Annotated in this window: 23 protein-coding genes and 1 pseudogene; 7 read left to right on the top strand and 17 right to left on the bottom strand. The window is 59.7% G+C overall.

The features are described 5' to 3' along the window. Positions 1–36: 36 nt before the first annotated feature. Positions 37–1,419, top strand: a complete 1,383-nt coding sequence (cysS, locus tag ACA070_RS20040) for a cysteine--tRNA ligase (RefSeq protein WP_497451994.1) — start codon at positions 37–39, stop codon at positions 1,417–1,419. A gap of 218 nt (positions 1,420–1,637) precedes the next feature. Here the strand turns inward: cysS and ACA070_RS20035 are convergent, their stop codons facing one another. Continuing rightward, positions 1,638–3,470: a sigma-54-dependent Fis family transcriptional regulator gene (locus tag ACA070_RS20035; RefSeq protein WP_497448035.1), complete on the bottom strand. Its 1,833-nt coding sequence runs from the start codon at positions 3,468–3,470 to the stop codon at positions 1,638–1,640. 464 nt (positions 3,471–3,934) lie between these two features. Between ACA070_RS20035 and ACA070_RS20030 the strand changes: the two genes are divergently transcribed. Genes ACA070_RS20030 through ACA070_RS20005 form a run of 6 tightly spaced genes read left to right on the top strand, consistent with a single transcriptional unit; the run spans position 3,935 to position 9,890 of the window. After that, entirely contained in the window at positions 3,935–5,029 is a 1,095-nt protein-coding gene (locus ACA070_RS20030) for an ABC transporter ATP-binding protein (protein ID WP_497294767.1), read from the top strand. Continuing rightward, on the top strand, positions 5,029–6,144 hold the full coding sequence (locus ACA070_RS20025) for an ABC transporter ATP-binding protein (RefSeq protein WP_497448034.1): 1,116 nt from the start codon (positions 5,029–5,031) through the stop codon (positions 6,142–6,144). Before ACA070_RS20030 ends, ACA070_RS20025 begins: the two co-directional genes overlap by 1 nt. Further along, entirely contained in the window at positions 6,141–7,007 is an 867-nt protein-coding gene (locus ACA070_RS20020) for a carbohydrate ABC transporter permease (RefSeq protein WP_497448033.1), read from the top strand. The genes ACA070_RS20025 and ACA070_RS20020 overlap by 4 nt, the downstream gene beginning before the upstream one ends. A gap of 8 nt (positions 7,008–7,015) precedes the next feature. Beyond that, positions 7,016–7,816, top strand: coding sequence for a carbohydrate ABC transporter permease (locus ACA070_RS20015; RefSeq protein WP_131062347.1), 801 nt, complete (start codon positions 7,016–7,018; stop codon positions 7,814–7,816). Positions 7,817–7,826: 10 nt separating this feature from the next. Next, entirely contained in the window at positions 7,827–8,099 is a 273-nt protein-coding gene (locus ACA070_RS20010; protein WP_109629387.1) for a DUF2160 domain-containing protein, read from the top strand. Positions 8,100–8,147: 48 nt separating this feature from the next. Then, complete coding sequence (locus tag ACA070_RS20005; RefSeq protein WP_497448032.1) at positions 8,148–9,890, top strand: ABC transporter substrate-binding protein; 1,743 nt, start codon at positions 8,148–8,150, stop codon at positions 9,888–9,890. 150 nt (positions 9,891–10,040) lie between these two features. Here ACA070_RS20005 and ACA070_RS20000 read toward each other — a convergent pair whose 3' ends face one another. The 16 genes and pseudogenes from ACA070_RS20000 to ACA070_RS19925 form a co-directional block, all read right to left on the bottom strand. Continuing rightward, a complete protein-coding gene (locus ACA070_RS20000) occupies positions 10,041–10,355 on the bottom strand; it encodes a helix-turn-helix domain-containing protein (RefSeq protein WP_094468064.1) in 315 nt (104 codons plus the stop codon). Then, positions 10,345–10,695, bottom strand: coding sequence for a toxin (locus ACA070_RS19995; protein WP_497448031.1), 351 nt, complete (start codon positions 10,693–10,695; stop codon positions 10,345–10,347). Before ACA070_RS19995 ends, ACA070_RS20000 begins: the two co-directional genes overlap by 11 nt. A 182-nt stretch (positions 10,696–10,877) precedes the next feature. Then, positions 10,878–11,009: pseudogene (locus tag ACA070_RS19990) on the bottom strand (PIN domain nuclease); the annotation flags it as partial. Positions 11,010–11,011: 2 nt separating this feature from the next. After that, positions 11,012–11,203 (bottom strand): hypothetical protein, encoded by a 192-nt coding sequence (locus tag ACA070_RS19985; protein ID WP_497448030.1) that lies wholly within the window; start codon positions 11,201–11,203, stop codon positions 11,012–11,014. A 173-nt stretch (positions 11,204–11,376) separates the two neighbouring features. Further along, complete coding sequence (gene nuoN, locus ACA070_RS19980; protein WP_497448029.1) at positions 11,377–12,840, bottom strand: NADH-quinone oxidoreductase subunit NuoN; 1,464 nt, start codon at positions 12,838–12,840, stop codon at positions 11,377–11,379. Between the two features lie 7 nt (positions 12,841–12,847). Continuing rightward, positions 12,848–14,380 (bottom strand): NADH-quinone oxidoreductase subunit M, encoded by a 1,533-nt coding sequence (nuoM, locus tag ACA070_RS19975; protein WP_497448028.1) that lies wholly within the window; start codon positions 14,378–14,380, stop codon positions 12,848–12,850. Between the two features lie 40 nt (positions 14,381–14,420). Then, entirely contained in the window at positions 14,421–16,274 is a 1,854-nt protein-coding gene (nuoL, locus tag ACA070_RS19970) for an NADH-quinone oxidoreductase subunit L (protein ID WP_497448027.1), read from the bottom strand. Next, entirely contained in the window at positions 16,271–16,579 is a 309-nt protein-coding gene (nuoK, locus tag ACA070_RS19965; protein WP_010458852.1) for an NADH-quinone oxidoreductase subunit NuoK, read from the bottom strand. The genes nuoL and nuoK overlap by 4 nt, the downstream gene beginning before the upstream one ends. Positions 16,580–16,581: 2 nt before the next feature. Further along, positions 16,582–17,085, bottom strand: a complete 504-nt coding sequence (nuoJ, locus tag ACA070_RS19960; protein ID WP_348058466.1) for an NADH-quinone oxidoreductase subunit J — start codon at positions 17,083–17,085, stop codon at positions 16,582–16,584. A 9-nt stretch (positions 17,086–17,094) separates the two neighbouring features. Beyond that, complete coding sequence (nuoI, locus tag ACA070_RS19955) at positions 17,095–17,640, bottom strand: NADH-quinone oxidoreductase subunit NuoI (protein ID WP_007905075.1); 546 nt, start codon at positions 17,638–17,640, stop codon at positions 17,095–17,097. Between the two features lie 12 nt (positions 17,641–17,652). Then, positions 17,653–18,660: an NADH-quinone oxidoreductase subunit NuoH gene (nuoH, locus tag ACA070_RS19950; protein ID WP_008146046.1), complete on the bottom strand. Its 1,008-nt coding sequence runs from the start codon at positions 18,658–18,660 to the stop codon at positions 17,653–17,655. Beyond that, entirely contained in the window at positions 18,657–21,371 is a 2,715-nt protein-coding gene (gene nuoG, locus ACA070_RS19945) for an NADH-quinone oxidoreductase subunit NuoG (RefSeq protein WP_497448026.1), read from the bottom strand. The genes nuoH and nuoG overlap by 4 nt, the downstream gene beginning before the upstream one ends. 137 nt (positions 21,372–21,508) lie before the next feature. Further along, positions 21,509–22,864, bottom strand: coding sequence for an NADH-quinone oxidoreductase subunit NuoF (nuoF, locus tag ACA070_RS19940; protein WP_497448025.1), 1,356 nt, complete (start codon positions 22,862–22,864; stop codon positions 21,509–21,511). Continuing rightward, positions 22,861–23,358, bottom strand: a complete 498-nt coding sequence (nuoE, locus tag ACA070_RS19935) for an NADH-quinone oxidoreductase subunit NuoE (RefSeq protein ID WP_007946422.1) — start codon at positions 23,356–23,358, stop codon at positions 22,861–22,863. The genes nuoF and nuoE overlap by 4 nt, the downstream gene beginning before the upstream one ends. Before the next feature lie 2 nt (positions 23,359–23,360). After that, on the bottom strand, positions 23,361–25,145 hold the full coding sequence (gene nuoC, locus ACA070_RS19930) for an NADH-quinone oxidoreductase subunit C/D (protein ID WP_463852410.1): 1,785 nt from the start codon (positions 25,143–25,145) through the stop codon (positions 23,361–23,363). 72 nt (positions 25,146–25,217) lie between these two features. Next, positions 25,218–25,892, bottom strand: coding sequence for a NuoB/complex I 20 kDa subunit family protein (locus ACA070_RS19925; RefSeq protein ID WP_010458867.1), 675 nt, complete (start codon positions 25,890–25,892; stop codon positions 25,218–25,220). Between the last annotated feature and the right edge of the window lie 8 nt (positions 25,893–25,900).

Raw genomic sequence — 25,900 nt, 5'->3', positions numbered from 1 at the left:
CAGGCCTGACCGGCTTTGATGAATAGGCAAACTAAAGTGCTTACGATCTACAACACGCTCACCAAGAGCAAAGAAGTGTTCAAGCCGCTGGATGGCAACAATGTGCGCATGTACGTCTGCGGGATGACCGTGTACGACTACTGCCACATTGGCCACGGCCGCAGCATGGTCGCGTTTGACCTGGTGACCCGCTGGTTGCGGTTCAGCGGTTACAACCTGACCTACGTGCGCAACATCACCGACATTGAAGACAAGATCATCAATCGGGCCAAGGAGAACGGCGAGCCGTTCGACGTGCTGACCGAGCGCATGATCACCGCGATGCACGAGGATGAGGCGCGCCTCAATATCCTCAAGCCGGACATGGAACCGCGGGCCACCGATCACATCGCTGGCATGCAGACCATGATCCAGACGCTGATCGACAAGGGTTATGCCTACGCCCCGGGCAATGGCGACGTGTACTACCGCGTCGCCAAGTTCATGGGCTACGGCAAGCTGTCGCGCAAGAAGATCGAAGACCTGCGCATCGGCGCCCGCATCGAAGTCGACGAGTCGAAACAGGACCCGCTGGACTTCGTATTGTGGAAAGGCGCCAAGCCGGGCGAGCCGAGCTGGGCTTCGCCATGGGGCGACGGTCGTCCGGGCTGGCACATCGAGTGCTCGGTAATGTCGACCTGCTGCCTGGGCGAGACCTTCGATATTCATGGCGGCGGCAGCGACCTCGAGTTCCCGCACCACGAAAACGAAATCGCCCAGAGCGAAGCGGCCACCGGCAAGACCTACGCCAACGCGTGGATGCATTGCGGCATGATTCGCATCAATGGCGAGAAGATGTCCAAGTCCTTGAACAACTTCTTCACCATTCGCGACGTGCTGGAAAAGTACCACCCGGAAGTCGTGCGTTACCTGCTGGTGTCGAGCCACTACCGCAGCGCGATCAACTATTCGGAAGACAACCTCAAGGACGCCAAAGGCGCACTCGAGCGTTTCTACCACGCGTTGAAAGGCCTGCCGAACGTGGCGCCGGCTGGCGGCGAAGCCTTTGTCGAGCGTTTCACTCAGGTGATGAACGACGACTTCGGCACGCCGGAAGCCTGCGCGGTGCTGTTCGAGATGGTTCGCGAGATCAACCGTTTGCGTGAGAGCGATCTCGATGCAGCGGCGGGTCTGGCGGCGCGCTTGAAGGAATTGGCGAGTGTGCTGGGCGTGTTGCAGCTTGAGGCGGATGACTTCCTGCAGGCCGGCGCCGAAGGGCGAGTGGATGCGGCTGAGGTTGATGCGCTGATTGCTGCGCGTCTGGCAGCTCGTGCTGGTAAGGACTGGGCTGAGTCCGACCGTATCCGCGACCAGTTGACCGCGATGGGCGTGGTGCTGGAAGACGGGAAGGGTGGTACGACCTGGCGATTGGCTGACTGATTGCTGCACGTTTGATGCAAAACAGAACCCGCCTTGTGCGGGTTTTTGTTTTTGGGGAGGGCTTAAATGCAGCGGTGCCTCGGCTGACGCTTTCGCGGGCAAGCCTCGCTCCTACAGGGACCGCGTCGTTCACGGTTTGGCGAACGGCGCGGTCCCTGTAGGAGCGAGGCTTGCCCGCGAATGGTCTCAAGCCGAACACCGCCACTGCGGTTTAATCATCACTCAGCCTGGCGCAACCGCTTGTAAAGGGTATTGCGGCTAACCCCGAGCCGTCGGGCCAAATGGGAGATATTCCCCCCAGCCGCCTGCAACTGCCGATTCAAATCCTCCACATCATTCAAATCCACCGCCATCGGCTCCGGTGAATCCACCGGTTCCATCTCCAGATCGACAAAAAAATCATCCGGCAAATGCTCCGGCCGCACCGGTTGTTCCTCGGCCATGGCCAGTGCCACCTGCATCACGCTGCTGACCTGCCTTAAATTCCCCGGCCACGGATGCCGACCGAACAACTCCATCACCTCCCGGCTCAACCCCGCCCATTGCGATGGCTCGCGATGCTGCTCCCACAAGCGCTTGAACAGCGCCTGCTTGTCGCTGCGTTCCCTGAGTGGCGGCAATTCCAGGGTCAAACCGCCGATCCGGTAATAAAGATCCTCGCGAAACCGCCCGAGCTGCACCTGCTCGCGCAACGAGCGGTTGGTGGCGGAAATGATGCGAATGTCCACCGGGAACAACTCGCTGCTGCCCACCGGCTGCACGCAACGCTCCTGCAAAACCCTTAAAAGTCGGGCCTGGGTCGGCAACGGCATGTCACCGATTTCATCAAGGAACAGGGTGCCTTTGTCCGCCTTGCGGATCAGCCCGATGCTGCCTTTCTGATTGGCGCCGGTGAACGCGCCTTTTTCGTAGCCAAACAGCTCGGATTCCACCAGTTCGGCGGGGATCGCTGCACAGTTGACGGCGATGAACGACTGTTTGCTCCGGGAGCTGGCCTGATGCAAGGCTTTGACGAAGACTTCCTTGCCGACCCCGGTTTCCCCGTGGATCAACAGCGGAATGTCTTTTTCCAGCAAACGTTCGGCCTGGCGCACGGCTTTTTCCACGCGACTGTCGCCGAAATGCAAGGTGTTGAGGCTGATTGCAGCGGGCACGGCAACAGCAGGTTCTACGAAGACGCGAGCCTGAATCGGCACCTGTTTCGGCCGTTTCAACAGGCATTGAAAGCGGTTGCGCCCGGAGGCTTGCAGCGCAAAGGGCAGGTCATCGGGCTGATTCAGCAGTTCCAGCAACGACACCTTGAACAGGCTCTCGACGCTGACCCGCGACAGGCTGATGCCCAACAGATTGTCGGCCCGCCGGTTAGCCGACAGCACCTGACCGGTTTCATCGAAGATCAGCAAACCGGCCCATTGGCTGTCGAGGTTGTTCAGTCCGGTGTTGAAGGTCAGTTGGAAATGCTGTCCGTGAAAGAGGTTGAGGATCAGCCGGTTTTCCACCGTTTGACTCATCATCTTGACCATGCCGAGGGTATGAGACGGCGGCAGGTAGCTGTCGCTGGACACGTCCAACACCGCGATCACCTTGCGCTCGGCATCGAAAATCGGCGCGGCGGAACCGGTCATGAAGCGGTTGGCCTTGAGGAAATGTTCATCGTGCTCGATGTGCACCGCCTGCTCGCAGGCCAGCGCGGTACCGATCGCATTGGTGCCGCTGCAACGCTCCATCCAGCTGGCGCCGGCGCTGAAACCGCGGGTCAGGCCCGGCTCGATAAAACGCTGGGTGCCCCAGGACGTCAGCACCTGGCCCTGATTGTCGGCGAGCATGATCAGGCAGTTGGAATTGCTCAGGATGTTCTCGTAGTACGGCAGAACTTCTTGATGCGTGGTCTGCACCAAAGAATGCTGGCTCTCCAGCAACTGGGCGATGCCCTCGGCCGGCAACTGGTCGAACGCCGGTGCGCTTTGATGATTGAGGCCGAACGCACGGCATCGGGACCAGGAGTCCTGGATGATGGCGTCGTGGGAGAGCGGCGAGGCAGGTACGGCCATGGCAGTCGATCTCTGAGCATTATTATTTTTGTTATGAGTAAACGCGTTGTTTGTTTTTACCTGACGCCAGTGTCTGACGCGATCTTTGTAGCAGCTGGCGAAGCCTGCGTTCGGCGACGCAGTCGTCGTGAAATCAGGCTCCGCGGTGTATCAGGATCACCGCGTATACAGGTTTTACGACGACTGCGTCGCCGAACGCAGGCTGCGCCAGCTGCTACACGACCGCGGGGGATCAGAATAATCGTGTCGCAAAACCCTCCGTAGAGTGTTGTTCACTATTGTTCATTGTCAACGGGTGGATTGTTCAATTGTTCAGTCGCGGTTGTTCATTTCTGTTCAGCAACGAACGCGGTTTTTCCTCCGATTGAAGGATTTTCAAACCAGATCAACAGCTTGCAATTTCTGGCATGAAGCTCGCTCTACTGCTCCGGTCGCTTGACTCCAAATAATAAAAAGGCCGAGCCATGTCATTAACCCTGGAGCACGTCAGCCGTACCGTCGAGGGCCAGACCTGGATCGACGATGCGTGCCTTAGTTTTGAACCCGGATCCTTCAACGTTTTGCTCGGGCGCACGCTGTCCGGCAAAACCAGTCTCATGCGCCTGATGGCCGGCCTGGACAAGCCCGACAGCGGCCGCATCCTGATGAACGGCGTCGATGTCACGCAACGCCCGGTGCGCTTGCGCAATGTGTCGATGGTCTATCAGCAGTTCATCAATTACCCGACCATGACCGTGTTCGAGAACATCGCCTCGCCCTTGCGCCAGGGCGGTGTCTCCAATGAGCTGATCCAGAGCAAAGTGCTGGAAACCGCCAAAATGCTGCGCATCGAGAAATTCCTCCAGCGTTATCCGCTGGAACTCTCCGGCGGCCAGCAACAGCGCACCGCGATGGCCCGGGCGTTGGTCAAGGATGCCGAGCTGATCCTGTTCGACGAGCCGCTGGTCAACCTCGACTACAAGTTGCGCGAAGAACTGCGTCAGGAAATGCGTGAGCTGTTCAAGGCTCGGCACACCATTGCCATCTACGCCACCACCGAACCCAACGAAGCCTTGGCCCTGGGCGGCACCACCACCATTCTTCACGAAGGCCGGGTGATCCAGAGCGGCAAATCCTCCGAGGTCTATCACCAGCCACAAACGGTGCTGGCCGCCGAATTGTTTTCCGAACCGCCGATCAACCTGATGCCGGGCCGCATCGCCGGCAACGAAGTGAGCTTCGCCAATTTCGTGCACTTTCCGTTGAACGTTGATTTGCGCCCGGTCGGCGAGGGCGAGTTCCGCTTTGGCGTGCGTCCGAGCCATATCTCGCTGGTGCCGAGCAACGACGATGACCTCGAACTCGCGGTGACCGTCGAGGTGGCCGAGATCAGCGGTTCGGAAACCTTCCTGCACGTGCGCAACGAGCATTTCCTGTTGGTGCTGCACCTGCCCGGCGTCCACGAATACGACGTCGATGCGCCGATCCGGATCTATATCCCGACCCATAAATTGTTTGTGTTCGATGCGCAGGGGCGGCTTGTCCAGGCGCCCGGTCGCCGCATCGCGAGGGTTGCCTGATGGCCGAAATCCGTTTGCAGAACCTCGCCCACAGCTACACCAGCACGCCGGCCGGTCCCGAGGATTACGCGATCCGCGAGATGGACCACGTCTGGGAGCAGGGCGGGGCTTATGCCTTGCTCGGGCCTTCGGGCTGTGGCAAGTCGACGTTGCTCAACATCATTTCCGGGTTGCTCAGTCCGTCCCAGGGCCAGGTGCTGTTCGACAGCAAAGTGGTCAACGACCTGACCCCCGAGAAGCGCAACATCGCCCAGGTTTTCCAGTTTCCGGTGGTCTACGACACCATGACGGTGTTCGACAACCTGGCCTTCCCGCTGCGTAATCAGGGCATGGCCGAGGCGAAAATTCACAGCAAGGTGCAGGAAATCGCCGAAGTCCTCGACCTTCAGGCGTTGCTGAGCAAAAAGGCGCGCAACCTCACCGCCGATGAAAAACAGAAAGTCTCCATGGGTCGAGGGCTGGTACGCGACGATGTCTCGGCGATCCTGTTTGATGAACCTCTGACCGTGATCGACCCACACCTGAAGTGGAAGCTGCGACGCAAGCTCAAGCAGATCCACGAGCAGTTCAACATCACCATGGTCTACGTCACCCACGATCAGCTGGAGGCTTCGACTTTCGCCGACAAGATTGCGGTGATGTACGGCGGGCAGATCGTGCAATTCGGCACCCCGCGCGAGTTGTTCGAGCGGCCGAGCCACACGTTTGTCGGCTATTTCATCGGCAGTCCGGGGATGAACCTGATCGAGGTGCAGCCGCAACCGGGCGGAGTCGGGTTTGCGTCGACGCATCTGCCGTTGTCCGACGCGCAACAGAAACGCATCGCCGAGTCGGAATGGAAAAACCTGAAGGTCGGCATCCGTCCCGAGTTCGTCCATGTGTGGGACGAGCCGTTCGATGACGCGATGCAGGCAAAGGTCATACACGTCGAAGACCTCGGCACCTACAAGATCATGACGCTGAACCTCGACGGCGCGCCGTTGAAAGTGCGACTGGCCGAAGACAAACCGGTGCCGGAAGGCACGGCCTGGATCAGCTTCCCGGCACAGTGGTTGATGGTCTATGCCGACGATTATCTGCTGGAAGCGCAAGCCAATAATGGGGTGCAGCCATGAACAAGGTGCAGAACAACAAGGCCTGGTGGCTGGTCCTGCCGGTGTTTCTGCTGGTGGCGTTCAGTGCGGTGATCCCGATGATGACCGTGGTCAACTACTCGGTGCAGGACATCTTTGACCAGTCCAGCCGCTACTTCGTCGGCGCCGACTGGTACAAGCAGGTTCTGCTTGATCCACGCCTGCACGACTCGCTGCTGCGGCAATTCATCTATTCCGCCTGCGTATTGCTGATCGAAATCCCGCTGGGCATCGGCATCGCCCTGACCATGCCGACCAAGGGCCGCTGGTCGTCGCTGGTGCTGATTATCCTGGCGATTCCGCTGCTGATCCCGTGGAACGTGGTCGGGACGATCTGGCAGATTTTCGGTCGGGCCGACATCGGTCTGCTCGGTGCCAGCCTCAAGGCCATGGGCATCAACTACAACTACGCGGCCAACACCATGGACGCCTGGGTCACGGTGTTGGTAATGGATGTCTGGCACTGGACGTCGCTGGTGGCGCTGTTGTGCTTCTCCGGGTTGCGGGCGATTCCGGACGTGTACTACCAGGCAGCGCGGATTGATCGGGCATCGGCCTGGGCGGTTTTCCGACATATCCAGCTGCCCAAGCTCAAGAGCGTGCTGCTGATCGCGGTGATGCTGCGGTTCATGGACAGTTTCATGATCTACACCGAGCCGTTCGTACTCACGGGCGGTGGACCGGGGAATGCCACGACTTTCCTCAGCCAGACCCTGACGCAAATGGCCATCGGGCAGTTCGACCTCGGCCCCGCGGCGGCTTTCTCGCTGGTGTACTTCCTGATCATCCTGTTGGTGTCCTGGCTGTTCTACACCGCCATGACTCACTCTGACGCCAACCGCTGAGGCCCATCATGAGCAAGAGAAAGCTGATTCCACTGCTGATCTACATCCTGTTCCTGCTGGTGCCGATCTACTGGCTGCTGAACATGTCCTTCAAAAGTAACACCGAAATCCTCAGCGGCCTGACGTTGTTCCCGCAAGATTTCACCTTCGCCAATTACAAAGTGATCTTCACCGATCCGGCCTGGTACACCGGTTACCTCAACTCGCTGTACTACGTGAGCCTGAACACGATCATTTCCCTGAGCGTGGCGTTGCCGGCGGCGTACGCGTTTTCGCGCTACCGCTTTCTCGGTGACAAGCACCTGTTTTTCTGGCTGCTGACCAACCGCATGGCGCCGCCGGCGGTGTTCCTGCTGCCGTTCTTCCAGCTGTACTCCTCGATCGGTCTGTTCGACACGCACATCGCCGTGGCCCTGGCCCATTGCCTGTTTAACGTGCCGCTGGCGGTTTGGATTCTGGAAGGCTTCATGTCTGGGGTTCCGAAGGAAATCGACGAAACCGCCTACATTGACGGCTACAGTTTCCCCAAGTTCTTCGTGAAGATTTTTGTCCCGCTGATCGGCTCCGGGATCGGCGTCACGGCGTTCTTCTGCTTCATGTTTTCCTGGGTCGAGCTGCTACTGGCGCGAACGTTGACGTCGGTAAACGCCAAACCGATTGCGGCAGTGATGACGCGCACGGTCTCGGCGTCGGGCATCGACTGGGGTGTGCTGGCGGCGGCGGGGGTGTTGACCATCCTGCCCGGCATGCTGGTGATCTGGTTTGTTCGCAACCACGTGGCCAAGGGCTTTGCCCTGGGCCGGGTCTGAGGAGCTGATGATGGAATGGATGAGCTGGACTGTCCCCACTGCGGCGTTCTTCATCGCCATTGGCCTGATCCTGGCGGGCATGACGACTTGGGAATTACGTTCGCCGAGTGTCCCTCGGCGTGGTTTTCTGCCGATTGCCACCACCCGTGGCGATCGGTTGTTTATCGGTCTTCTCGGCAGCGCCTACCTGCATTTGCTGGTAATCGGCGTCACCGACTGGAGCATCTGGGTTGCGTTCGCGTTGTCCCTGGTGTGGCTGTTGGCTGTGATGCGTTGGGGCTAGTCGAAATCGATCGGCAATGTTGCTCCGAAACTCAAACAGGAGGTCTCTATGTTCGACAAAAACAATAAGCTGCGACATAGCATTTCATTGGCAGCCATGCTGGCACTCAGCGGTCTGAGCGCTTCGGCCTGGGCCGATGCCTATGAAGACGCTGCCAAGAAATGGATTGGCAGCGAGTTCAAACCGTCCACCCTCACGCCAGAGCAGCAGCTTGAGGAGTTGAAGTGGTTCATCAAGGCCGCCGAGCCGTTTCGCGGGATGAGCATCAAGGTGGTTTCGGAAACCATTGCGACCCACGAATATGAATCCAAAACGCTGGCCAAGGCTTTCACCGAGATCACCGGGATCAAGCTGACCCACGACCTGCTGCAGGAAGGCGACGTGGTGGAAAAGCTGCAGACTCAAATGCAGTCGGACAAAAACATCTATGACGGCTGGGTCAACGACTCGGACCTGATCGGTACGCACTTTCGCTACGGCAAGACCGAATCGATCACCGACCTGATGGCCAACGAAGGCAAGAACTTCACCTCGCCGACCCTGGACCTCAAGGACTTTATCGGCATCTCGTTCACCACTGCGCCGGACGGCAAGATCTATCAATTGCCTGACCAGCAGTTCGCCAACCTGTACTGGTTCCGCGCCGACTGGTTCGAACGGCCAGAGCTCAAAGCCAAGTTCAAGGAAAAATACGGCTACGAATTGGGCGTGCCGGTGAACTGGTCGGCCTATGAAGACATCGCCAAGTTCTTCAGCGAAGACGTCAAGGAAATCGACGGCAAGCGTGTCTACGGGCACATGGACTACGGCAAAAAAGACCCGTCACTCGGCTGGCGCTTTACCGATGCCTGGTTCTCCATGGCCGGTGCCGGCGACAAAGGCATCCCCAATGGTTTGCCGGTGGACGAGTGGGGCATTCGTGTCGAGAATTGCCACCCGGTCGGTTCCAGCGTGACCCGTGGCGGCGACACCAACGGCCCGGCGGCGGTCTATGCGACGCAGAAATACGTGGACTGGCTCAAAGCCTACGCACCACCGGAAGCGGCGGGCATGACCTTCTCCGAATCCGGCCCGGTGCCGTCCCAGGGCAACATCGCCCAGCAGATTTTTTGGTACACCGCATTCACCGCCGACATGACCAAACCGGGCCTGCCGGTAATGAACGCCGACGGCACGCCGAAATGGCGCATGGCGCCATCACCCCGCGGACCGTATTGGGAGGAGGGCATGAAGCTGGGGTATCAGGACGTGGGTTCCTGGACGTTCATGAAATCCACGCCTGAGAAGCAGAAACTGGCGGCTTGGCTCTATGCGCAATTCGTGACGTCGAAAACCGTCTCGCTGAAGAAAACCATCGTCGGCCTGACGCCGATTCGTGAGTCGGACATCAACTCGCAAGCCATGACCGACCTGGCGCCGAAACTCGGTGGTCTGGTCGAGTTCTATCGCAGCCCGGCCCGCGTGCAATGGACCCCGACCGGGACCAACGTGCCGGACTATCCACGGTTGGCACAACTGTGGTGGAGCCACATCGCGGAAGCGGCCAGCGGCGAGAAGACTCCGCAACAGGCGCTGGATGGCCTGGCCAAGGATCAGGACGCGATCATGGCGCGTCTGGAACGCTCGAAGGCGCAAGCCACCTGTGCACCGAAAATGAACCCGGAGCGCGATGCTCAGTACTGGTTTGATCAGCCGGGTGCACCGAAGCCGAAACTGGCGAACGAGAAGCCCAAGGGTGAAACCGTGAACTACAACGAGCTGTTGAAGTCGTGGGCGGACGCACGCAAGTAAGCTTCTGTACCGAGAAAGGCGAACGGCACCGAAAGGTGCCGTTTTTGTTTGTGCCGGATAGTCCGTCATCGCGGGCAAGTCGGATCGCGATGGGGCATTCCAGGTATCAAATTTATCCAGCCGAACCAGCATCGTTGGAACCTCGACGGTTCAGGTCAAGGCTGCGAGTTGTTCAATCGTCTGCGGAAAACGCTCAACCAGACGGATCAGTGTCGTGGCCTGGGCATTGGGTATTGCCCGTCCCTGTTCCCAGTTCTCGAGGGTTCGGGTGTTGGTGCGCAGATACATCGCAAATACTGACCGGGAGAGGTTGAGCTGTTGGCGGATGGCTACCACTTCCTCGGCAGTGATGGGCACCAGTTTTGGCAACTGAACCTTGTGGGTTCGCAAAGTGATTTTGCCTTGGCGCTCATCCGCCAGGGCTTCGAGGCCATCCATCAGTTCGGAAAAAATGTCACGTTTCATCGCTCGTTCTCGCTTTGATTTCTCGATAAAGCATTTCTTTAAGCAGTTTTTTCTGTTGTGTCGTCAGATTGTCCTGCTCGTGTTTGCCGTACAGGGTAAAAAGCCAGAACTGGTCGAAGCCGGACCACCAGTAATAAATCACCCTCAGTCCGCCGGGCTTGCCTTTGTTTCGCCGCTCATCCACCACTCGAATCTTGCGCAGACCTCCGGTGCCTTCGACGACATCCCCCGCTTCCGGGTTTTGCAGCAGCTCCTGTTGGAACCGGTGAAACAGTTCATCTTCCAGGTAGTCGCTTCGATGTTTTTGAAATACGGGTAATTCGATAAAAAGAGCGTCCATATTCTGTACGTTACCTGCGTATATTTCTATCACAAGAGTCGAATAGGTCAAGGCTTTCAGTGCCTGCCAATTCGGTCAAGTCATTACGTTAAAGTCGAAGGCAGGATCGGGATGTAGGACGCGGCTGATTCAACCGCGAGGCAATTCTGGATATCGGGGAGGAGAGGGGAGAGACGGGAGGGTTAAACCAGAATTGCCAGGTCTGTGTACTTGGCAACCAATGGGTCTGCGGTAAGTAGCTTCATCGGTTCCGTCATGGCGATTGCAACGATAAGACGGTCGAATGGGTCGCGGTGGTGATGTTCGAGGTCTTTCCTCATTCCATAGAGGCTTCAAAACTATCGAATATATCGTCAGGCAGAGGCTCGTCGAACTCTTCTGGGACAACCAATTTGGCTTTCATCACGCCAATACGGTCTCGGAAAGGCTTCCCCACATGAACAAATCGCGTAGAGGTTCGACTTTGTTTGGCAACATCACTGCCCGGATCCGATGCTTCTCTCTTCATTGTTTGCTCCTGATTAACTCTCCCCACGCTAACGTTCAGCAGCGGCAACCGGATGTCAGCCGATGCCGATGTGTTTGAAGTCCCTTTCCGAGAAAGGGGAGAGCAATCCCCCAAAACGCAAAAACGGCACCCGAAGGTGCCGTTTCTGTTTTCTACCGAGTATCGCTACGCGATCAGCCCGTCAGACCTGCCTGCTGAACCAGAGTCAGCAGCGGTTGTGGGTACACGCCGAGGAAGAATGCCACCAGCGCGATGGCCAGCAGCATCACGCCGCCTGCCTTTTGTTCCCAGTGCAGTTGCGCATCGTGGCGACGCAGGTTCGGCTCGATCAGGTACAGGGTGACCATAACGCGCAGGTAGTAGAAGACGCCGATGGCGCTGCCCAGTACCAGGGAACCGACCAGCCACCATTGGTGCGACTCGACACCGGTGGCGATGATGTAGAACTTGCCGATGAAGCCCGCGGTCAGCGGGATACCGGCCAGGGACAGCATCATCACAGTCAGGACGGCGGTCAGGTACGGACGGCGCCAGAACAGGCCGCGGTATTCGTACAGGGCGTCCGCGTCACGGCCGTTGTACGGCGAGGACATCAGCGTGATCACGCCGAACGCGCCGAGGCTGGTGATCACGTAGGTGACCAGGTACACGCCGATGGCTTCCACGGCCAGACCCTTGCTCGCCACCAGGGCGATCAGCAGGTAACCGAAGTGAGCGATGGACGAGTAACCCAGCAGACGCTTGAGGTTGCTCTGGGTCAGGGCCAGCAGGTTACCGAACAGGATCGACGCGATGGCGATGATGGTCAGCACGTCGCTCAGCACACCGCTGCTCGCCGCTGGCGAGATCTGGAACAGACGCACCATCACTGCAAACACAGCCACTTTCGAAGCGGTGGCCAGGAACGCGGCCACCGGTGCCGGAGCACCTTCGTAAACGTCCGGGGTCCAGAGGTGGAACGGTACCAGCGACAGCTTGAACGCCAGACCGATCAGCATCATGCCCAGGCCCAGTTGCGCCAGGGAGCTTGGCAGACCCGTAGCCGCCAGTGCCTGGCCGATACCGACGAAGCTCAGGCTGCCGGAGTCAGCGTACAGCAGGGCCATACCGAACAGCAGGAACGCGGAACCGGCGGCCGACAGCACCATGTACTTGATACCGGCTTCCAGCGAGCGCTTGTTGAAGAAGGCGTAAGCCACCAGACCGTAGACCGGTACCGAGAGCAGTTCCAGACCGATGAACAACCCGGCCAGGTGCTGCGCGCTGACCAGCACGAGGCCACCGGCGGCGGCCATCAGGATCAGCAGGTAAAGTTCTTCACGGTTGCCCGGGTAACCCGAACCGCCATCGCCGAGGTAGGCGTGGGCGAGGGTGACACAAGCGAGGGTGGCGACCAGGATCAGCGCCATGTACAGGCAGGCGAAGGTGTCGATCTGCAGCAACGGGGTCACGGCCAGAGGCGCGACCTTCAAGGCTGGCAGGATCGACAGCAACGCCAGGTTCAGACCCGCCACGGAAATCAGGAAGGTCTGCGAGTGGTTGCGGCGCCAGGCAATCGCCAGCATCACCACGATGATCGTGGCGCTGGTGATCAACAACGGCGCAAGCGCGATAAAGTGTTGAGTCGTGAATTCCATAGCGCTCTTACCGGGCCGAAGCGAGTTGAGTGAAGGCGGTGCCGAGCCATTGCTGCACGCCATGCATCGTCGCAGCAGAGGTATCGAGGAACGGTTGCGGGTACACGCCGATGTAAATCAGCAATGCCGCCAGACCGACCACCATGATCAGTTCGCGACCATCCATGCCATGCAACACCGCGTCCGATTTGGCCGGACCGAAGTACGCACGGTGGATCATGATCAGCGAGTAGACCGAACCGAACACCAGGCCGGACGTCGCGATGATGGTGATCCATGGGGCACCAGGGAACGAGCCGATCAGGATCAGGAACTCACCGACGAAGTTACCGGTACCCGGCAAGCCCAGGGACGCGGCTGCGAAGAACAGGCTGATGGCCGGCAGGTAAGCAATCTTCGACCACAGGCCACCCATTTCACGCATGTCGCGGGTGTGGGTGCGCTCGTACAGCTGACCGCTGAGGATAAAGAGTGCCGCCGCCGACAGACCGTGCGCCAGCATCTGCATCACCGCACCCTGCAGCGCCAGTTGGCTGCCGGAGTAGATGCCGATCAACACGAAGCCCATGTGGGAAACGGAAGAGTAGGCAATCAGACGCTTGATGTCGGTTTGTGCAAAGGCCAGGAACGCACCGTAGAAGATCCCGATCAGACCGAGGGTCATGGCGATCGGCGCAAACTCGGCCGAGGCATTCGGGAACAGCGGCAGGGCGAAACGCAGCAGACCGTAAGCAGCCGTCTTCAACAAGATACCGGCCAGGTCGACCGAACCTGCTGTTGGCGCCTGGGCGTGAGCGTCAGGCAACCAGGAGTGGAACGGTACGACCGGCAGCTTCACCGCGAAGGCGATGAAGAAGCCGAGCATCAGGATGTACTCGGTAGTGAGCGACATCTTGGTTTTCAACAGGTCGGCGTAGTTGAACGTGATCACGCCCGTGCTGTTGAAGTTGACCAGTACCAGACCCAGGATCGCCACCAGCATGATCAGGCCGGAAGCCTGAGTGAAGATGAAGAACTTGGTCGCCGCGTAGATCCGGGTTTTCTTGCCGTCCGAAGAACTGTGACCCCAGAGCGCGATGAGGAAGTACATCGGCACCAGCATCATTTCCCAGAAGAAGAAGAACATGAACAGGTCGAGGGCGAGGAACACGCCGACGACACCGCCCAGGATCCACATCAGGTTCAAGTGGAAGAAACCAACGTGACGCTGGATCTCTTTCCACGAGCAGAGTACCGAGAGGATACCCAGCAGACCGGTCAGCAGGATCATCAGCAGCGACAGGCCGTCGAGGGCCAGGTGCACGCTGATGCCGAAGCGCTCGATCCAGATGTGCTTGAACTCAAGCGCCCAGGTCGGATCGGCGCCAGGCGCCGGAGCAAATGAATAGTCACCGTGGGCCCACAGCCAGAGGCCGAGCGCGAGTTCCAGGGTCATGGTCAACAGCGCAATCCAGCGGGGGAGGGTAGCGCCGAAGCGCTCACCCATCCAGCACAGCATGCCGCCGATGAAGGGGATCAGGATTAGCCAAGGCAGAATCATGACGGGCTCAATTCCTTTCGCAAGTTCGCAAGGTTCATATTCAGACCGCTACCAGCACGATGGCGCCGATGACCAGCACGGAGCCGGCTGCCATCGATGCCGCGTACCAACGCAGTTGACCGGTTTCGGTACGGCTCAGGGCGGTGTGGCCGCCTTTTGCCATACGCGGGATCAGACCGATGGTCTGGTCGAGCGGGTCTCTGCGCAGTGCGTGGCTGATCGCAAGGTATGGCTTGACGAACAGTTTGTCGTAGATCCAGTCGAAGCCCCAGGCAGCGAACCACCAGGCCGAAAGGAAGCGGCCGATGCCGCTGTTGGCGATTGCAGTGACGAAACGACGCTTGCCGAGGAACAGCAGCGCGGCCAGCAGGATACCGGCCAGGGCGATGGCGCCCGAAGCGATTTCCAGACTGTGCTTGGCTTCGCCGCCGGCATGGCCGACGCTTTGTGGCAGTACACCGTGCAGCGGTGGAACGATCATTGCGCCGACGAAGGTCGACAGCACGATCAGCACCGACAGTGGCAACCAGTGAGCGATGCCGTGACCGGCGTGTGCTTCGGTCTTCGCTTCACCATGGAACGCGATGAAGATCAGGCGGAAGGTGTACAGCGAAGTCATGAACGCGCCGACCAGACCTGCGTAAAGCAGACCGTGGTTGCCGCTGGCAAACGCTTCCCAGAGGATTTCGTCCTTGGAGTAGAAGCCTGCTGTCACCAGTGGCAGGGCAGACAAGGCCGCGCCGCCGACGATGAAGCTGGCGTAGGCCAGTGGCAGTTTCTTCCACAGGCCGCCCATCTTGAAGATGTTCTGCTCGTGGTGGCAGGCAACGATAACCGCACCGGACGCAAGGAACAGCAGCGCCTTGAAGAAGGCGTGGGTCATCAGGTGGAAGATCGCGCCATCCCATGCGCCAACGCCCAGCGCCAGGAACATGTAGCCGATCTGGCTCATGGTCGAGTAGGCGAGGATACGTTTGATGTCGGTCTGTACCAGTGCGGCAAAACCTGCGAGCACCAGGGTCACGCCGCCAACGATGCCGACGAGGTGCAGGATGTCCGGCGCCAACGCAAACAGGCCGTGGGTACGGGCGATCAGGTAGACACCGGCGGTTACCATGGTCGCGGCGTGGATCAGTGCCGAAACCGGAGTAGGACCGGCCATCGCATCCGCCAGCCACGTTTGCAGCGGCAGTTGCGCGGATTTACCGACAGCGCCGCCCAGCAGCATCAGGGTGGCCATGACCATCCAGAAGTCGCCGGCCTGGAATTTCTGCGGTGCCAGCACCAGCAGTTCCTGGATATTCAGCGTGCCCAGTTGTGCAAACAGGATGAACAGGCCGATGGCCATGAACACGTCGCCGATACGGGTCACAATGAAGGCTTTGAGTGCGGCGTTACCGTTGTTGCGGTTGCTGTAGTAGAAACCGATCAACAGGTACGAGCACAGGCCCACGCCTTCCCAGCCGAAGTACAGGAATAACAGGTTATCGCCCAGGACCAGGAACAGCATGCTGGCGATAAACAGGTTGGTATAGGCGAAGAAGCGCGAGTAACCGGCTTCACCGCGCATGTACCACGACGCGAACAGGTGGATCAGGAAGCCGACGCCAACCACTACACCGAGCATGGTCAGGGACAGACCATCCAGGTACAGCGCGAAGTTCGGCGCGAAGCCTTCCACCGCCATCCACTGCCACAGCACCTGGGTGTAGTGACCGCCTTCAGGTGGCGCGACGTTGAATTGCCAGATCACATAAGCCGTGACGATGGCAGACAAGCCGATGGAACCGACGCCAATCAGCGCCGACAGGTTTTCCGAAAAGCGGCCGCGTGAGAACGACAGCAGCAGGAAACCTATAAGAGGGAATACGAAAGTCAGATAGAGAAGATTCATCCGCGCATCTCGCTGGCAGCGTCGATATCGAGAGTGTGGAAGCGGCGATACAGCTGCAACAGAATCGCCAGGCCAATACTGGCCTCGGCGGCTGCCAGGCTGATCACCAGGATGAACATGATCTGTCCATCCGGCTGACCCCAGCGGCTACCGGCGACGATGAAGGCCAAAGCGGAGGCATTCATCATGATCTCCAGGCTCATCAGCACGAAGAGAATGTTGCGGCGGACCATCAGGCCGACCAGACCGAGGCAGAACAGGATGCCGGCGACCGCCAGACCATGCTCCAAAGGGATAGCAGGCATCGTCATTGCTCCTTGGCTTCGTTACGGCCCAAGTGGAACGCCGTGACGGCCGCGGCAAGCAGCAGCATCGAGGCGAGTTCGACCACCAGCAGATAAGGACCGAACAGGCTGATGCCTACGGCCTTTGCGTCTACGGTGGTGTGGCCGATGGCCTGACCGCTGGAGTGGCTGAACAGCACGTACAGCAGTTCAACCAGCAGCAGGGCGCCGAGGGCGACCGGGCCGAGCCAGATGCCGGGCTTGAGCCAGACGCGCTCTTGCTGAACCGAGGCGGGGCCAAGGTTGAGCATCATCACCACGAACACGAACAGCACCATGATGGCGCCAGCGTAGGCGATCACTTCCAGAACACCGGCAAACGGTGCGCCGAGGGCGAAGAACGTCATGGCCACGGCGATCAGCGAAATGATCAGGTAGAGCAGGGCGTGCACAGGGTTGGTGTTGGTGATCACGCGAAGCGTGGACACAACAGCGATACCCGATGCGAAATAGAAAGCGAATTCCATCTTTCTTCCTTAAGGCAGCAAGCTCTTCACGTTGATCGGCTGGGCTTCATTCTGCGCGGAGCCTTTCGGCTTCCCGGCAATCGCCATACCTGCAACACGATAGAAGTTGTAATCAGGGTTTTTGCCGGGGCCGGAGATCAGCAGATCTTCTTTCTCGTAAACCAGGTCCTGACGTTTGAACTCGGCCATCTCGAAATCCGGTGTCAGCTGGATCGCGGTGGTCGGGCAGGCTTCCTCGCAGAGGCCGCAGAAAATGCAGCGCGAGAAGTTGATGCGGAAGAAGTCCGGGTACCAGCGACCGTCTTCGGTTTCAGCTTTCTGCAGCGAGATGCAGCCGACCGGGCACGCCACGGCGCACAGGTTGCAGGCTACACAACGCTCTTCGCCATCAGGGTCGCGGGTCAGGACGATACGCCCACGAAAGCGCGGCGGCAGGTACACGGCTTCTTCCGGGTACTGCAGCGTGTCGCGCTTGCGGAAGGCATGGCCGAAGATCATCACCAGGCTGCGAAGCTGGGTGAAGAAGCCATGCACGATGTCAAAAATGTACTTCATGATTCTCTATCCTCACTGAGCCGCGACGGCGGGCGTGTTGAGCAACACGATCGCAGCGGTCACCAGCATGTTGACGAGGGTCAGCGGCAGGCAGAACTTCCAGCTGAAATCCATCACTTGGTCATACCGTGGGCGCGGGATCGAGGCGCGCAGCAGGATGAAGAACATGATGAAGAACGCGGTCTTCAGCGCGAACCAGATGAACGGGATCTGCGGCAGAATGCCGAACGGGCCGTGCCAGCCACCGAAGAACAAGGTCACCAGCAGCGCCGAAATCAACACGATGCCGATGTACTCGCCGACGAAGAACATGCCCCATTTCATGCCGGCGTATTCAATGTGGTAACCGTCGGCCAGTTCCTGCTCCGCTTCCGGCTGGTCGAACGGGTGACGGTGAGTCACGGCGACGCCGGCAATGAAGAAGGTCAGGAAACCGAAGATCTGCGGAATCACGAACCACAGGTTCTGCGCTTGGTATTCAACGATGTCGCGCATGTTGAACGAGCCGACCTGGATCACGATGCCCATCAGCGACAGGCCCATGAACACTTCGTACGACACGGTTTGCGCCGAGGCCCGCAAGCTGCCCAGCAGGGCGAACTTGTTGTTACTCGACCAGCCGGCGAACAGCACCGCGTAGACCGACAGGCCGGCCATGGCGAAGAAGAACAGGATGCCGATGTTGATGTCCGCCACACCCCAGGTCGGGGTGATCGGGATGATCGCGAAGGCAATCAGCAATGCGCTCATGGCCACGACCGGTGCCAGGGTGAAGATCACCTTGTCGGCAAACGGCGGGGTCCAGTCTTCCTTGAAGAACATCTTGATCATGTCGGCCGCGATCTGGAACGCGCCGAACGGGCCGACGCGGTTCGGACCGTAACGGTCCTGCCAGAGGGCGAGCAGACGACGCTCGACCCAGCTCAGCAGCGCGCCGCACACCACCACGGCGAGCAGAATCACGATGGCCTTGAGGACCGCGATGATCACGTCAATCACTTCAGGCGTGAACCAGGTCATTGAGCTGCCTCCTGCAGACCGTCAACGGATTTGCCAAAGATCGCCGGCGGAATGCCAGCAATACCGGCCGGCAATGCGACCAGACCGGCACCCAGCTCTTCGTTGATGCGCAGCGGCAGACGCAAGGTCTGGCCAGCGACGTTCAAGCTGAGCAGGGCACCTTCATTGACACCCAGGCGATCGGCTTCGGATTTGGCCAAAGCGACGTAAGCGGCCGGGATGCGTTCCTGAACCGGTGCGGCTTTGGAAGAGTTCTCTTCGCTGCCGAACAGGTGGAAGAACGGCACAACCTGCCAGGTGCCCGGAGCCGGGTTGAACGCGCGAGGAACACTGGCGAACCAGTTCAGCGAGTCACCGGTGCTTTCGATCAGGCGGGTGCCCGGGTCGCCAGCGCGGATGTGACCACCGACTTCGTCCTGGAACTTGTTCCAGGCTTGCGGCGAGTTCCAGCCCGGAGACCAGGCGAATGGCACTTGCTGACGCGGTTCGACGGAGCCCGAGTAACCTTCCATGGAGAACGAGAACGCCGTGTCGTTATCCTGGGAAGTACGCGGTTCGTGCACGCTGATGTCGGCGCGCATGGCGGTGCGACCGGAGTAACGCAGCGGTTCGCGCGCCAGTTTCAGGCCTTTGATACGGAACGCGGCGGACGGTGCGGCGCTGACGATGCCGGCCAGCTGCTCAGTGCTTGCAGCACAGGCAGCGGTGACGTGGTCCAGTTGGGTCCAGTCGATCGGCTGGTTCAACAGGGTTGCGCGCAGGGCATGCAGCCAGCGCCAGCCTTCGTGAACCAGGATGCTCGCGTCGAGGTAAGTCGGATCGAAGACCTGGAAGAAACGCTGGGCGCGGCCTTCCTGGCTGACCAAGGTACCGTCGCCTTCAGCGAAGCTGGCGGCTGGCAGAACCAGGTGCGCGCGATCGCTAGTGGCGGTTTTCTGATGGTCCGCCACGATCACCACTTTCGCGGCGTTCAGGGCAGCATCGACACGGGCTTTGTCGGTACGGGTGTACAGATCGTTTTCCAGCACGACGATGGCATCGGCCTTGCCGTCGATCACGGCTTGCAGCGCGGCGTCGACCGAGTCACCACCGAGCATGGCCAGGCCAAGGCTGTTGGCCTCTGGCACGATCAGGCTGATGGAACCGTTCTTCTCGCGCAGCTTCAAGGCTTTGGCGATGTTGGCGGCGGCTTCGATCAGGGCTTTGGAACCCAACGAGGTACCGGCAATGATCAACGGACGTTTGGCGGCGAGCAGGGCGTCGGCAATGCGCTTGGCCAGCTCCAGCGCTTCAGCGTCCAGGCCTTCAACGGCAGGCGCGCTGGCGTCGAGGGCGTGAGCCACGGCGAAACCGATGCGCGCCAGATCGTCTGGAGCGGCGTGAACGCATTCTTCAGCGATGTCGTCGAGCTTGGTTTCAGCCAGGCTGGCGATGAACAGTGGGTTCAGAGCGTCCTGACCGATGTTCTTCACTGCAGCGTCAAGCCAAGGCTGAACGCGCATGGCGTCGGCCATGTCTTCGGCCTTGCCCTTGACCGATTGACGCAGGGACAGTGCCATACGGGCGGCGGTCTGGGTTAGGTCTTCGCCGAGGACGAAGATCGCATCGTGGTCTTCGATGTCGCGCATGTTCGGGATCGGTAGCGGGCTGTCTTTCAGCACCTGCATGACCAGACGAATGCGTTCCAGCTCAGCGGCTTCGATACCGGAGTAGAAGTGCTCGGCGCCGACCAGTTCGCGCAACGCGTAGTTGCTTTCGAGGCTGGCGCGGGGCGAACCGATACCGACGATGTTGCGACCGCGCAGCAGGTCAGCCGCTTTATCCAGTGCTTCGTCGAGGGTCAGCTTGGCGCCGTTGGCCAGCTTTGGCTGACGCGGGCGGTCTTCGCGGTTGACATAGCCGTAGCCGAAACGGCCACGGTCGCACAGGAAGTACTGGTTTACCGAACCGTTGAAGCGGTTTTCGATACGACGCAGTTCACCGTAGCGTTCGCCCGGGGAGATGTTGCAACCGCTGGAGCAGCCATGGCAGATGCTCGGCGAGAACTGCATGTCCCACTTGCGGTTGTAGCGCTCGGAGTGAGTCTTGTCGGTGAACACACCGGTCGGGCAGACCTCGGTGAGGTTGCCGGAGAACTCGCTTTCCAGGGTGCCGTCTTCAACGCGACCGAAGTACACGTTGTCGTGGGCGCCGAATACACCGAGGTCGGTGCCGCCGGCGTAGTCCTTATAGAAGCGCACGCAGCGGTAGCAAGCGATGCAGCGGTTCATTTCGTGGGAAATGAACGGGCCCAGTTGCTGGTTCTGGTGAGTGCGCTTGGTGAAGCGATAACGGCGCTCGTTGTGGCCGGTCATCACCGTCATGTCTTGCAGGTGGCAGTGACCGCCTTCTTCACAGACCGGGCAGTCGTGAGGGTGATTGGTCATCAGCCATTCAACGACGCTGGCGCGAAACACTTTCGCTTCTTCGTCCTCGATGGAGATCCAGCTGCCGTCGGTGGCAGGGGTCATGCAGGACATGACGATCCGACCACGGGTGTCGTTGGCGTCGGTGTACTGCTTGACCGCGCACTGGCGGCAAGCGCCAACGCTGCCCAGGGCTGGGTGCCAGCAGAAATAAGGGATATCGAGGCCTAGCGACAGACATGCCTGTAACAGGTTGTCTGCCCCATCGACTTCGAGCTCTTTGCCGTCTACGTGGATAGTGGCCATGGTTCAAAGTTCTTCGTTGGCCCGGTGTCAGCGGGCGTGGCTAATGGAATCTTGTATTCGTGCGAATCAAAACAGCCCATGAAGGGCGTCATCGAACGGGAAGGCGAAGGGCACGGACCCTTCGCCTTTTTAAGCGTTTACGCGCCGACTACGATCGGCCTTGCCAGAGGCGGGACGGCGGCGCTGGTGGGCGCGATGCCGGCTTCGAACTCTGGACGGAAGTATTTGATTGCGCTGCCCAACGGCTCCACGGCGCCCGGTGCGTGAGCACAGAAGGTCTTGCCCGGGCCGAGGAAACCGACCAGACCCAGCAGGGTCTCGATATCGCCGGCTTGCCCTTCACCGTTCTCGATCGCACGCAGAAGCTTGACGCTCCACGGCAAACCATCACGGCACGGGGTGCAGAAACCGCACGACTCACGGGAGAAGAACTCTTCCATGTTGCGCAGCAGGGAAACCATGTTGACGCTGTCGTCCACCGCCATGGCCAGGCCGGTACCCATACGGGTGCCCACTTTGGCGATGCCGCCGGCGTACATTTGTGCGTCGAGGTGTTCCGGCAACAGGAAACCGGTACCGGCGCCGCCTGGCTGCCAGCACTTGAGCGTGTAACCGTCGCGCATGCCGCCGGCGTAGTCTTCGAACAACTCGCGACCGGTGACGCCGAACGGCAGTTCCCACAGGCCCGGGTTCTTGACCTTGCCGGAGAAGCCCATGAGCTTGGTGCCCATGTCTTCACTGCCTTCGCGCGCCAACGATTTGTACCAGTCCACGCCGTCGGCAATGATTGCCGGCACGTTGCACAGGGTTTCAACGTTGTTCACGCACGTCGGCTTGCCCCACACGCCAACGGCGGCAGGGAAGGGCGGCTTGGAGCGCGGGTTGGCGCGGCGGCCTTCGAGGGAGTTGATCAGTGCGGTCTCTTCACCGCAGATGTAACGCCCGGCGCCGGTGTGGACGAACAGCTCGAAATCGAAGCCGCTGCCCAGGATGTTTTTACCCAGCAGGCCTGCTGCCTTGGCTTCTTCCACGGCACGGTTGAGGTGCTTGGCGGCGGTGGTGTATTCGCCACGCAGGAAGATGTAGCCACGGTAGGTTTTCAGCGCGCGAGCACTGATCAGCATGCCTTCGATCAGCAGATGGGGCAGTTGCTCCATCAGCATGCGGTCTTTCCAGGTGTTCGGTTCCATCTCGTCCGCGTTGCACAGCAGGTAGCGGATGTTGATAGATTCGTCTTTGGGCATCAGGCCCCACTTAACGCCCGTGGGGAAGCCTGCACCGCCGCGACCTTTAAGGCCAGCGTCTTTCACGGTCTGGACGATGTCGTCTTGCGCCATGTCGGCGAAGGCTTTGCGCGCTGCGGCGTAACCGTTCTTGGCCTGGTACTCGTCGAGCCACACGGCTTCGCCGTCGTCACGCAGACGCCAGGTGAGCGGGTGAGTCTCAGCCGACCGCTTGATGCGGTTGGCAGGACCGAAGGAGGTCAGGGTCATACGTAGCCCTCGAGCAATTTGGCAACGCCGGCAGGCTGCACATCACCGAAAGTGTCGTCGTCGATCATCAACGCCGGCGCCTTGTCACAGTTGCCGAGGCAGCAGACCGGCAGCAGGGTGAAACGACCGTCGGCGGTGGTCTGACCCAGGCCGATGCCCAGATTGCTCTGGATTTCGCTGACAACGGATTCGTGGCCGCCGATGTAGCAGACCATGCTGTCGCAGACGCGAATGATGTGGCGACCGACTGGCTGACGGAAGATCTGGCTATAAAACGTCGCCACGCCTTCAACGTCACTGGCCGGGATGCCGAGGATCTCGCCGATGGCGTAGAGCGCGCCGTCAGGCACCCAGCCACGTTCCTTCTGAACGATTTTCAGGGCTTCGATCGACGCCGCGCGCGGGTCTTCGTAGTGATGCAGCTCGTGCTCGATGGCCGAGCGCTCGGTTTCACTCAAGGTGAAACGGTCTGTCTGGATAAGCGTGCTGTTCATGCTTAGCGGTCCACGTCGGCCATAACGAAATCGATACTACCCAGGTACGCGATCAAGTCCGCGACCATGCTGCCTTTGATCACCGAAGGGATCTGCTGCAGGTGCGGGAAGCTTGGGGTGCGAATCCGGGTGCGGTAGCTCATGGTGCCGCCATCGCTCGTCAGGTAATAACTGTTGATGCCCTTGGTCGCTTCGATCATCTGGAAGGATTCGTTGGCCGGCATGACCGGGCCCCACGAAACTTGCAGGAAGTGCGTGATCAGGGTCTCGATGTGTTGCAGCGTGCGTTCTTTCGGTGGCGGCGTGGTCAGCGGGTGATCCGCCTTGTACGGGCCTTCCGGCATGTTGCGCATGCACTGCTCGATGATCTTGATGCTCTGGCGCATTTCTTCGACGCGCACGATGCAACGATCGTAGGCATCGCCATTGACGGCCAGCGGCACTTCGAACTCGAAGTTTTCGTAACCGGAGTACGGTCGCGCTTTACGCAGGTCGAAGTCGCAACCGGTCGAACGCAGGCCTGCACCGGTGACGCCCCATTCGAAGGCTTCTTTGGTGTTGTAGGCGGCGACGCCGATGGTCCGGCCTTTGAGAATGCTGTTGTCCAGAGCGGCTTTCTGGTATTCGTCCAGACGCTTTGGCATCCACTCGACGAAGTCTTTCACCAGTTTTTCCCAGCCGCGTGGCAGGTCGTGGGCGACGCCACCGATGCGGTACCAGGCCGGGTGCAGACGGAAACCGGTAATGGCTTCGATTACCGTGTACGCCTTCTGACGGTCGGTGAACGTGAAGAACACCGGGGTCATGGCGCCGACGTCCTGGATGTATGTCCCCAGGAACAGCAGGTGGCTGGTGATCCGGAAGAACTCGGCCATCATGATGCGGATGACGTCGACCTTCTCGGGCACCTTGATGCCGGCCAGTTTCTCGACCGAGAGCACGTACGGCAGGTTGTTCATCACGCCGCCGAGGTAGTCGATACGGTCGGTGTACGGAATGAAACTGTGCCAGGACTGACGCTCGGCCATCTTCTCGGCACCACGGTGGTGGTAACCGACGTCAGGTACGCAATCAACGATCTCTTCACCGTCCAGCTGCAGGATGATGCGGAACGCACCGTGCGCGGAAGGGTGGTTAGGGCCGAGGTTGAGGAACATGTAGTCCTCGTTCGCACCGGAACGCTTCATGCCCCAGTCTTCAGGCTTGAAGCGCGCGGCTTCTTCCTCAAGCTGTTGCTTGGCCAGCGTCAGGCTGAACGGATCGAACTCGGTGGCACGGGCCGGGAAGTCCTTGCGCAGCGGGTGACCTTCCCAGGTCGGCGGCATCATGATGCGGGTCAGGTGCGGGTGGCCGGCAAAGTTGATGCCGTACATGTCCCACACTTCACGCTCGTACCAGTTGGCGTTCGGCCAGATACCGGTCACGGTCGGCACGTTCAGGTCGCTCTCGGACAAGGCGACCTTGATCATTACGTCACTATTACGTTCGATCGACATCAAGTGATAGAACACAGTGAAGTCGGCGCCGCTTGGCAGCCCTTGACGCTTGGTGCGCAGACGCTCGTCCACGCCGTGCAGGTCATAAAGCATGACGTACGGCTTGGGCAGGTTGCGCAGGAAAGTCAGGACTTCGACGAGTTTGGCACGCGCAACCCAAAGCACCGGCATGCCGGTGCGGGTAGGCTGGGCGGTGAACGCCTCGGGGCCAAAACGGTTGTTCAGTTCGACGACCACATCCTGGTCGTCTGCCTTATAAGGCGGGATGTACAGAGCACTGCCTGTAGTCATGGTTATTTATCGCTTTCGGTCAACGTAAAGAATGAAGCCAGTGTCTCGTTCTATAAAAGAAGCAGATCTGGATCAGACTTCGTCGGGGCTGCGCAGGTTGGTGACTGCGATTCGCTGTTCGCGGCGCTGTTCCTTTTGCGAAGGCATCTCGGCGCGGTACACGCCTTGATCGCCGACGACCCAGGAAAGCGGACGACGCTCCTGTCCAATCGACTCTTGCAAGAGCATCAAGCCTTGCAGAAAAGCTTCAGGACGGGGCGGGCAGCCAGGCACGTAGACGTCCACGGGCAGGAACTTGTCCACCCCTTGAACGACGGAGTAGATGTCGTACATGCCACCGGAGTTGGCGCACGAACCCATGGAGATAACCCATTTAGGTTCGAGCATTTGCTCGTAGAGACGCTGAATGATCGGCGCCATCTTGATGAAGCAGGTACCGGCGATAACCATGAAATCCGCCTGGCGCGGCGATGCCCGGATAACCTCGGCGCCAAAGCGCGCGATGTCGTGGGGCGCCGTGAAGGCGGTGGTCATTTCCACGTAGCAGCACGAAAGACCGAAGTTATACGGCCACAGGGAGTTCTTGCGCCCCCAGTTGACGGTGCCGTTAAGCACGTCTTCGAGCTTGCCCATGAAAATGTTTTTGTGAACTTGATCTTCTAACGGATCGGAAACGGTTTCCCGCTCGCCAATCGGATACTGCTCGTTAGGAGCATCGGGGTCGATCCTGGTGAGATTGTATTGCATTGCCAAAG

The sequence above is a fragment of the Pseudomonas sp. LBUM1678 genome (assembly GCF_059695575.1).
This window is presented reverse-complemented; position numbering and strand designations above follow the sequence as displayed.

Coding starts and splice junctions, on each gene's coding strand:
- ACA070_RS20035 (WP_497448035.1), bottom strand. CDS start 3,470: ATGGCCGTACCTGCCTCGCCGCTCTCCCACGACGCCATCATCCAGGAC.
- ACA070_RS20030 (WP_497294767.1), top strand. CDS start 3,935: ATGTCATTAACCCTGGAGCACGTCAGCCGTACCGTCGAGGGCCAGACC.
- ACA070_RS20025 (WP_497448034.1), top strand. CDS start 5,029: ATGGCCGAAATCCGTTTGCAGAACCTCGCCCACAGCTACACCAGCACG.
- ACA070_RS20020 (WP_497448033.1), top strand. CDS start 6,141: ATGAACAAGGTGCAGAACAACAAGGCCTGGTGGCTGGTCCTGCCGGTG.
- ACA070_RS20015 (WP_131062347.1), top strand. CDS start 7,016: ATGAGCAAGAGAAAGCTGATTCCACTGCTGATCTACATCCTGTTCCTG.
- ACA070_RS20010 (WP_109629387.1), top strand. CDS start 7,827: ATGGAATGGATGAGCTGGACTGTCCCCACTGCGGCGTTCTTCATCGCC.
- ACA070_RS20005 (WP_497448032.1), top strand. CDS start 8,148: ATGTTCGACAAAAACAATAAGCTGCGACATAGCATTTCATTGGCAGCC.
- ACA070_RS20000 (WP_094468064.1), bottom strand. CDS start 10,355: ATGAAACGTGACATTTTTTCCGAACTGATGGATGGCCTCGAAGCCCTG.
- ACA070_RS19995 (WP_497448031.1), bottom strand. CDS start 10,695: ATGGACGCTCTTTTTATCGAATTACCCGTATTTCAAAAACATCGAAGC.
- ACA070_RS19985 (WP_497448030.1), bottom strand. CDS start 11,203: ATGAAGAGAGAAGCATCGGATCCGGGCAGTGATGTTGCCAAACAAAGT.
- nuoN (WP_497448029.1), bottom strand. CDS start 12,840: ATGGAATTCACGACTCAACACTTTATCGCGCTTGCGCCGTTGTTGATC.
- nuoM (WP_497448028.1), bottom strand. CDS start 14,380: ATGATTCTGCCTTGGCTAATCCTGATCCCCTTCATCGGCGGCATGCTG.
- nuoL (WP_497448027.1), bottom strand. CDS start 16,274: ATGAATCTTCTCTATCTGACTTTCGTATTCCCTCTTATAGGTTTCCTG.
- nuoK (WP_010458852.1), bottom strand. CDS start 16,579: ATGCCTGCTATCCCTTTGGAGCATGGTCTGGCGGTCGCCGGCATCCTG.
- nuoJ (WP_348058466.1), bottom strand. CDS start 17,085: ATGGAATTCGCTTTCTATTTCGCATCGGGTATCGCTGTTGTGTCCACG.
- nuoI (WP_007905075.1), bottom strand. CDS start 17,640: ATGAAGTACATTTTTGACATCGTGCATGGCTTCTTCACCCAGCTTCGC.
- nuoH (WP_008146046.1), bottom strand. CDS start 18,660: ATGACCTGGTTCACGCCTGAAGTGATTGACGTGATCATCGCGGTCCTC.
- nuoG (WP_497448026.1), bottom strand. CDS start 21,371: ATGGCCACTATCCACGTAGACGGCAAAGAGCTCGAAGTCGATGGGGCA.
- nuoF (WP_497448025.1), bottom strand. CDS start 22,864: ATGACCCTGACCTCCTTCGGTCCTGCCAACCGCATCAAGCGGTCGGCT.
- nuoE (WP_007946422.1), bottom strand. CDS start 23,358: ATGAACAGCACGCTTATCCAGACAGACCGTTTCACCTTGAGTGAAACC.
- nuoC (WP_463852410.1), bottom strand. CDS start 25,145: ATGACTACAGGCAGTGCTCTGTACATCCCGCCTTATAAGGCAGACGAC.
- ACA070_RS19925 (WP_010458867.1), bottom strand. CDS start 25,892: ATGCAATACAATCTCACCAGGATCGACCCCGATGCTCCTAACGAGCAG.